The sequence below is a fragment of the Paenibacillus sp. IITD108 genome (assembly GCF_036541265.1).
Classification (GTDB): domain Bacteria; phylum Bacillota; class Bacilli; order Paenibacillales; family Paenibacillaceae; genus Pristimantibacillus.
The window spans coordinates 26,273-34,516 of the sequence record NZ_JAZHCT010000051.1 but is presented as its reverse complement, the minus strand read 5'-3'; the positions used below and the strand labels follow the sequence as shown (position 1 = coordinate 34,516).

At 42.3% G+C, this 8,244-nt stretch carries 6 protein-coding genes; 5 read left to right on the top strand and 1 reads right to left on the bottom strand.

Going from position 1 to position 8,244, the window contains the following annotated elements; genetic code table 11:
• The first annotated feature begins 931 nt into the window (after positions 1 to 931).
• Both V1L65_RS26915 and V1L65_RS26910 read left to right on the top strand, forming a co-directional pair.
• Positions 932 to 1,609: a hypothetical protein gene (locus tag V1L65_RS26915; RefSeq protein WP_331702399.1), complete on the top strand. Its 678-nt coding sequence runs from the start codon at positions 932 to 934 to the stop codon at positions 1,607 to 1,609.
• An 8-nt stretch (positions 1,610 to 1,617) separates the two neighbouring features.
• Positions 1,618 to 2,214, top strand: a complete 597-nt coding sequence (locus tag V1L65_RS26910; RefSeq protein ID WP_331702398.1) for a hypothetical protein — start codon at positions 1,618 to 1,620, stop codon at positions 2,212 to 2,214.
• A 23-nt stretch (positions 2,215 to 2,237) separates the two neighbouring features.
• Here V1L65_RS26910 and V1L65_RS26905 read toward each other — a convergent pair whose 3' ends face one another.
• Positions 2,238 to 4,523, bottom strand: coding sequence for a helix-turn-helix domain-containing protein (locus tag V1L65_RS26905; protein ID WP_331702397.1), 2,286 nt, complete (start codon positions 4,521 to 4,523; stop codon positions 2,238 to 2,240).
• Between the two features lie 210 nt (positions 4,524 to 4,733).
• Here V1L65_RS26905 and V1L65_RS26900 point away from each other — a divergent pair, with 210 nt between their 5' ends.
• The 3 genes from V1L65_RS26900 to V1L65_RS26890 are packed head-to-tail and all read left to right on the top strand — an operon-like array spanning position 4,734 to position 8,240.
• The gene (locus V1L65_RS26900; RefSeq protein ID WP_331702396.1) at positions 4,734 to 5,696 is read left to right on the top strand and encodes an ABC transporter permease; all 963 of its coding nucleotides are present in this window, start codon (positions 4,734 to 4,736) and stop codon (positions 5,694 to 5,696) included.
• A gap of 15 nt (positions 5,697 to 5,711) precedes the next feature.
• Positions 5,712 to 6,596 carry a carbohydrate ABC transporter permease gene (locus tag V1L65_RS26895; RefSeq protein ID WP_331702395.1) on the top strand — a complete coding sequence of 295 codons (885 nt, stop codon included), beginning with the start codon at positions 5,712 to 5,714 and terminating at the stop codon, positions 6,594 to 6,596.
• A gap of 33 nt (positions 6,597 to 6,629) precedes the next feature.
• Positions 6,630 to 8,240, top strand: a complete 1,611-nt coding sequence (locus tag V1L65_RS26890; protein WP_331702394.1) for an extracellular solute-binding protein — start codon at positions 6,630 to 6,632, stop codon at positions 8,238 to 8,240.
• Positions 8,241 to 8,244 lie beyond the last annotated feature (4 nt).

Below are 8,244 nucleotides of genomic sequence, written 5' to 3'. Positions count from 1 at the left end.
AATAAACACAATTGTATATGAAAATTCATACAGAATTGGTTGGTCCCCCTCAGAAACGGCGCTATCACAAAATAGCATTTGCCTCGTTAAAAAGTACTTGTTTCAGTTTTTCAACAGCCTGATTTCATGCATCTAGTTTGGTGGTTTTAGGCGAAAATGCGAATCTAAAGGAAAACATCAGGCCGTTGAAAAACGCTAACGGAACTAAGACACGCTATTGTATGGAAATCAGCTTATTCTAAAATCTAAAGGAACTGAGAAAACTTATTTACTCAAAATCACTACCTAAACGGGGGAAAGATGACCTATAGCGCTCGACAGTTCCGTTACAGTTTTAAACCACCTTTTTATTGCTAAATAGAGCCTCTCAATTCCGTTACAATTCACACATAGAGCCGCTAATCTCCGTTACAATTCACACATAGAGCCGCTAATCTCCGTTACAATTCACACATAGAGCCGCTAATCTTCGTTACAATTTAAAATGAGCTGTTTTTGTTGAAATAGCGCCTGTCAGCTTCGATAGAATCCGGCGCCCTTGGCTGGCTGGACAAAAATAAAAATACTTAATTAGCATCGGCATAAGCACTGCAACAAACAAGAAGATCGCCTTTCTTGCCTGCGTACCAAGGAGAATGGAGATCTTCTTTTATTTTGGGCACGGGTGCTCATCCCACAAAACTGATTTTGCTTATCACGAAGCATGGAGACATACGTTCGTTGAAGTTTCTGAGGTAGACAGTGGTATGCGGAAAAAGATTTTGCGTAATTATGAGGCTGTAAGCGGGCTGAGACGAGACAGGCGTATGGGGGGAACAGGCACGACAGTTGTTTTTTATACTAAATTAATATTTACTGGAACATTTAGGAAGATACCGCCGTCTAGAGGATGAGCATTGCATTATGTTTATAAAAAAAGGAGTGAGTGCTTGTGGGCTTTTTTAAAAAAGGCAGGACAGCATGGGCTATCGGACTAATAGCAGTATGTGTTATAGGCGTATGGTGGTATCAATGGCTTCAGCATCAATCGGCTCCCATTACAGTGACCAGCCTGGCGCAATTGGACAAACCTGCAAGCAAAGAACGAGCGCACGCGCTTATCCAAACCTTCAAGATTGACGAGGCTGTCGGAAAAGCGGACGTAATTGCTGAAGTTGAAATTTTGAATGCCGTAAAGGAAATGTATGAACCGGGCAACAAGACGATTTTTTCCGCAAAGGTTGTGCAGCCAATTAAAGGCGAGGTTGAAGCAGGCTCCGAAATTTATATTATGCAGGAAGGCAACAGCAAGGTAGCATTTAATGATGCGCCGCAGTTCCAAGGAAAAGAAAAATATATTCTTATTTTAATGAAAGCCGTCGGAATGGATAACGACGATACGTACTGGATTCTTGGTTCGGAAACTGGCGTATATGAGGTGGTTGACGAGCATACCGTTGTGAAATGGGCCAAGCCGGAAGAGGCATTCGCATCTATTGAAGCAAGCCAGGCACAATTGAAGACGAATAAGGCAGCACAGACCACCATGAATAAGCTTAAGCATATGCATACGCAATTCATAAATAAAAACCAGTTCGAGCAAATGCTGCGAGCTGAAATGGAAGGGTAGGTATTCGTATGAAATTACAGGCAAAATATTTCGTTATGCTATGTATGCTGCTAATAGCAAGCAGCTTCCCATTTCATACCTCAGCCCATCCAGCAGGCGTTGTATGCCAGAGCGGCAGTGAAATGCTAGGCTGGAGAGTGAATTGCAGCAGTCATCAAGCAACAGCAAGCTTCAAATGGTATACCCCGATTCCGGATTCGTCCATTGCTGTGGATTATCGCTACCGCATGGCCGTAAATGCGGCAGCGAACAAGTGGAAGGATACCGTTACGATTACGAATTCCACTTCCAGCACGAATAGCGGTTATATTTATACATTCAATGATTCGAATACATCCATCGTTGGGGTGTTCCATGATTACACCTCAAATGGGCAAGGCCATCTGATTTCCTGGAAAATAAAATTCAACAAGACGGTAATGGATTCGTTTACAGTAGCCGAAATGGCGGTGGTTGCAGCACATGAACTTGGACATGCCATAGGCTTGAGAGACTTGGAATCAAGCGGAAATACAGATAAGCTAATGTATGCTTACTGGCCGTTTACAGCAGTTTCCCCTACCGATAAAGATAAAATAGGCGCCAAGGAAGCGACCAAGAGCTAAGCTTTGTACAGACAAGCCCTTTCTTAAGAATAGGACGTCCCAAAATAATCGGTGTTCTCCCATTGCAGCTGCTTGCGATATTCTCCGGGAGGTACGCCGGTTATTTTTTTGAACATGCGGATAAAGGAGGTTACGTTGCGGTAACCGATTTGCAAGCTGATATCCTGAATGTTTAATGCAGTATCCGATAGCAGCTGCTTGGCTTTGCGAATACGAATGGCATTCAGATGCTCGCTGAAGTTTGTGCCTGTTTTTTCTTTGATATAAACAGAAAGATAGGCAGGCGACAGCTGCATCATATCCGCCAGCTCATCCAGCGACAGATCTTCTGCAAAGCGCTGTTCGATATGGTTCATAATAATTGAAATGGTAGAAGGCTGGTCTTCTTTTTTAGCTTGAATAATGCTTGTGCTGATGCGGAACAGCTGGCAAAAATAATGACTGAACTGCTCAATCGTCCAGCATTCCCGGATCTGGTCTGTCTGCATATCGCGAAATGCTGTAATCTCATCGCTTCCATAAGCCTCCAAAATTTTCGCAACACCATTTAAAATGCTTTCGGCAAGCTGCTGCAGCTGGGCGACAGTAGTCAGGCTGCCGCGGCACTGCTCCAGTGCTTGATTCAAGAAAGAGATGCAAAAGGATGTATTGCCAGCCTGCAAATTGGCATAAAGCTCTTGTTCCTGCTGCAGTGAAAGAATAAACGGATGAGCAGAAGCGGCCGCCTCGCGAATGATTTGACATTCATCAATAGGCTTGGCAGAACGAACAAGCTGAAGCACCTCCTCATACGCTTTGTTGAACTCACTGGAGCCTCTATAAACACTGCTGATCGAGACGGCCACGATATAATGCTCATTGTCCCGATCCACAATGCGTTTAATTTTGGACATTGCCTCATCCAGCTCATCCGTCCAATTGGCCGCTTGCACAATGGACAAGATCTGATTATTTTCGATTTGCAGTGTATGAGTGCCCTGTAAATGCTCAGAAATCGTGACATCAATGTATTTCTTTAAGTAATAAGCAATTTTATGCGGCTGCCCTTGATTCATTTGTGCCGTTTCAGGCGTATTGCGCAAATGCAGATGGAACAGCACAATATAGAAGGCTTCGTTCATTAATGCGATGTCCCGCCATTCATGTATATCTGACGTTATCGCCTTTAACTTATTGATATAGCCGTAGTGAGTTAACAGCGACTGCTTCTCGGCCAGCTCCTTATTGATATTGTCCTTTTCTTTTATAAGCTCATGCAAATTACGATGGATCAAATCGAGCTCATGAATATCGCTTTGCTGTAAAATTGGTTTTTGCTGCATGATCGAATTCATAATTTGGTGAAGAGGGCGATGGAGTTTACGGCTGAAAAATATAGAAATCATTAGGCCAAGCAAGACGGATGCGGCAACCATAATAAACATCGTTATACTTGCTGTCCTAGCTCCTGCAGTCATATGTGAATACGAAACGACGGTAATAAAGGTAAGGTTATTCATTGTATCCCGCTCTTTAAAAAAATATTGATCCCCTACAAGCCTGTAGCCCTCATCAGCTGGAAATAAAGGAATATCCTCAACGGAAATCGTATCGGAAGACCGGTACAATATCGTTCCATCCTCATTCATAATGATGAATTGCCGATCATCCTCTTTGTTAAAATACATCTCTTTCAGCTTGGTTGCGTCCAAAAAAGCGATCGTCTGGTAATTCGACGAAGGGGTGTGGAAGGAAAGCGGTATAAGCGACATTTCCTTGTTTTCGTTTAAACCGGCAATTCGAAAGCTGCGCTCCTTGTGAAGCTTATATCCTGCACCTGCTGTACCAAGCTCCTCCCAAAACGCTAATGGATAATCATCGTTCACGAAAAAATGTGAAAACATCAGCTGCGCATCCAAGCTGCCTTCTTTTTCTACAATTACAGAATCGGATTTATAGTAAACAGCTAGATTTTCCAAATAAAGCATCGGATTATAGGCATGTGTCCGCAATTCCTTGAGCAGCTTGATTACGGAATAATATTCAAGATTTTCTTTGTCCTTCGTCAATGTCTGCTTGTTAAATGCAACTACATATTCATTATAGTAAAGGTCGAACAGCATCGATTTGACACGTTCAAAATGGGTCTGGTAACGCTCTGCCGTATTGCGCAGCAGCATTTGATTATTTTGAATAACCTCGTTCTGCAGGCTCTTATTAAACAGTTGAAAGGAGAAAAGATGAAAGCTTGCCAGCAGCAAAATGATAATCAGAAAACATAAATAAATGTTGAAAATAAATGAACGCCGTTTTCGGAAATATTTAAGCAACAGTGCATAGCTCCCTTCCAATCTTAGTTACAAAATTAACCTATATTAAGGCTAGTTTACTTTAGTATGGTTTTGAAATGTACAGTTTTTTAGAAACTTAGCAATATCTTAAAAATCAAAAGAACTGTAAATGATCTAAATATTTGTTAATAGGCTATATATCGCCCTTTTGCTATGATCGGACCAGACTAACGGAAGGGGGGTGAAGGCATGACAAATGAGCCTTTCATTCTGGAGCAGGGCGCTGCGCGGAATAAGAAAAGCAAATGGTCTGGCGTGAAAAGGCAAATTAAAAAAAACGGGGATCTATACATACTCATACTTCCGGTTCTAGTGTTTTTTATTATTTTTGAGTATACACCCATGTATGGCGTTCAAATTGCGTTTAAAGATTTTTTTGCGAACAAAGGAATCGTTGGCAGCCCGTGGGTTGGTTTAAAGCATTTTGAACGTTTTTTTGACAGCTATTATTTCGGGCGGCTCATTTGGAACACTTTAGGAATTGGACTCTATCAGCTGCTTGTTGGCTTTCCTGTGCCGATTATTTTGGCACTGCTCATCAATGAAGTACGATCAAAGAAATTTAGCCGCTTCGTACAGACTGTTACGTATGCGCCGCATTTTTTATCGACAGTAGTTATGGTAGGCATATTGTTTATTTTTTTATCGCCAGAAACGGGGCTAGTTAATAAACTGATCGTTATGCTTGGCGGTCAGCCCGTACATTTCCTCACGCTGCCTGCCTGGTTTAAAAGCATTTTTGTCGGCTCTGGTGTTTGGCAGCAAATGGGCTGGAGCTCGATTATTTACATCGCTGCTTTGACATCGATTGATCCGCAGCTTCATGAAGCGGCCAGAGTCGACGGAGCCAGCAGATGGCAGCGAATCCGCCATATTAATTTACCTGGCATTATGCCAACCATTATGATATTGCTCATACTTAATATGGGCTCATTGCTTGGCGTTGGATTTGAGAAAGTGTTTTTAATGCAAAATTCGCTCAATTTGCCTGCCTCCGATGTCATCTCAACGCATGTGTATAAGAAAGGGATTATAGATGGTCAGTACAGCTATTCTGCAGCAGTTGGCCTTTTTAATTCCGTTGTCAATTTTACACTGCTTGTAACCGTTAATTTGATTACAAAAAGAGTAAATAAGACGAGCCTTTGGTAGGTAAGGGGGAACAAAATGGTTGCACAATCAAGGGGCGACAAATTATTCGAATGGGCTGTTCATGCTTTGCTTATCTTTATTGTCATTATTGTGCTGTATCCGCTGTTGTTTGTATTAATGGCTTCCATCAGCAATCCAGGAGCGGTTATGCGAGGCGAGGTGTGGTTATGGCCCGTGGATATTACCTTTTCGGGTTATGATAAAATTTTCCACAACAAAGAAATATTGACCGGCTACTGGAACACAATTGTATATACCGTGGTGGGAACGGCTATTAATCTGGTTATGTCCATTGCCGCTGCGTATCCGCTCTCACGAACCGATTTTTATGGGCGGCGAATCATATCCTTTATGATGATTTTTACGATGTTTTTTAGCGGCGGCATGATTCCTACGTATTTGCTTGTAAAAAGTCTGGGGATGCTCAACTCCATGTGGGCGCTCATTCTGCCTGGAGCAGTATCGGTCTATAACATTCTTATCATGAGGACATTTTTTCAAAATACGATACCTAGCGAGACACAAGAGGCCGCCAGCATAGATGGCTGTTCCAATCTAACGACCTTAGTCCGGATTGTGCTGCCCTTGTCACTGCCAATTATCGCCGTTATGATTTTGTTTTATAGTGTCGGACATTGGAATGCTTATTTTAGCGCCATGATTTATTTGAACGACCGCGAGCTGTATCCGCTGCAGCTGTTTCTGCGCGAAATTTTAATACAAGGGCAAATGCAGGAAATGCTGGGTGTTGGCGATGATACCAATTCCAATATCGTGATGGAAGGCGAAGCGATTAAATATGCCATTGTCATTGTAGCGAATCTACCTGTATTGATGCTGTATCCATTTTTGCAAAAATATTTTGTTAAAGGCGTTATGATCGGAGCTGTAAAGGGCTAATTATATCAAATGGGCAGAGGGGAAGGCTGAATAATGAAAAGTACAAAGTGGATCGTTAGTCTATTAATTGTAACAATGCTAGTTGGCTTATTGTCGGCATGCAGCGGAAATTCTAAGGGGAAGACAGAGGAGCCGGCAAATGATGCGAATTTTAATGAAACGGGCTTTCCTATTGTAAATGAACCGATTGAGCTGACGTTTTTTACGGGGAAAGCTGCAACTAACGGCAACAACTTTTCCGAGACATTAGTATGGAGCGAGTATGAGAAAAAAACGAACATAAAAGTGAATTTTGAGCTGGTCCCTTTCGAGAGCCTTACGGAGAAACGGAATTTGGCGCTGGCAGGCTCCAATTATCCTGACGCTTTTTATAGCGCTCGGGTTCCAGCGGCCGACTTGATGAAGTACGGAGCGGCAGGCACTTTTATTAAACTGAATGATCTTATCGATCAGCATGCTCCTAATTTCAAAAAACTAATGGAAAAATACCCGGATTTAAAGAGAGGGCTGACGATGCCGGATGGCAATATTTATTCGATGCCTTCTTTTTACGGGCCAGAATTTCTGCCGATGCTTATTGGCACTCCTTTGTGGGTGAAGCAAAGCTGGCTTGATAAGCTGGGTATGGAGGAGCCGACAACAACGGACGAGCTGTACCACTATTTGAAAGCTGTAAAAGAGACAGATTTGAATGAAAATGGCAAGGCGGACGAGATCACATATGCAGGGACTGGCATTGCTCCACTAATCGAGCAGCTAAATGGCGCTTGGGGATTTGGAAATCGCGGCTTAGGTCATAAATTTGTAGACCAGTATGACAATAAGCTCCGTTTTTATCGTACGGACCCTAAGTATAAGGAAGTCATTGATTATGTTCGAAAGCTTTATGAAGAAGGACTAATCGATAAAGAGATTTTTACAATAAAAACAGCTGCTTTGTATGCAAAAGGCCAGGAAGGTGTATTTGGGGCTACAATTAATCCAAGCCCGAAAACACAATTAAACCAAGAGGATTATATTGGATTAGGAGCCTTGAAGGGGCCGTACGGCGATCAAATCTACTCTCATTTAAAGGTGCCTTTAGTTTGGCCGGGAGCATTTGTAATTACAGATAAAAACAAGCATCCGGAAGAAACGATTCGCTGGATGGATTACTTTTATGGCGATGAAGGAGCAACCTTCTATTTCATGGGTGTAGAAAATGTAACCTATACCAAATCAGCTGACGGCGAGCTTGAATTCGTGGAAGATATTACGAAAAATAAGGATGGCTTGACTATGGATCAAGCGCTTGCTAAATACATTACTTGGCTTGGCGGAAGCTATCCTGGTTATGTGCAGAAGCAATATTTCAAAGGTTCGGAATCACTTCCGGAATCTGTTGCGGTTGGCAAAAAGGCTGAGCCGCATAAAGTAGAAGAGTTGTGGAATAAATTCAACTTTACAGAAGAAGAGCTGGATTTCATGTCGACTGTAGGAAGCGACATAGAAACGTACATTTCGGAGATGGAAGCCAAATTTATTACAGGCACGGAGCCTATGAGCAATTGGGATAAGTATGCAGAAGCAGTTAATAAGCTTGGCGTGGACAAGTATATGAACATTTACAATGATGCATATACACGTTACAGCAGCAGCCAATAACACT